Genomic DNA, 411 nt, shown 5'->3' on the forward strand with positions numbered 1-411 from the left:
CGCCGTTCGAGGCGACGATGCCCGGGAGGATCGTGTGGATGTCGAGAAGATCGACGTCCGTGAAGCTGATCGTGCCGCTGTCGGTGAGGTTGGCCGCCGGCGTTACCTGTTCGGTGACCGCGCCCGTTACATCTTCCGATGCAACAAGCGGCACATCGTTGGTGCCGGTGATGGTCACCGAAATGGTGCGCTCGACGGTGCCGCCGCGACCGTCGCTGAGAGTCAGCGTGAAGGTCTCGACCTTGGTCTCGTTGAGGGCCAGATACTCCACCGCCGAAGCGGCGACGCTGTAGCTCCAACTGATGACGCCGCCCGTGCCGGTGGCGGTGGTGTCCGTGGTGACGTTGGCCGTGAGCGTGCCCAAAGCGCCGTTCGAGGCGACGATGCCCGGGAGGATCGTGTGGATGTCGA

Annotated in this window: 1 protein-coding gene; it reads right to left on the reverse strand. The window is 65.0% G+C overall.

What is annotated here, in order from left to right:
- Window positions 1–411 (reverse strand): VCBS domain-containing protein (locus tag LL06_RS25425; RefSeq protein WP_035533691.1); only part of this gene is annotated, 411 nt, incomplete at both ends.

Origin of the sequence: Hoeflea sp. BAL378 (assembly GCF_000759435.1) — a bacterium.
GTDB lineage: Bacteria > Pseudomonadota > Alphaproteobacteria > Rhizobiales > Rhizobiaceae > Hoeflea.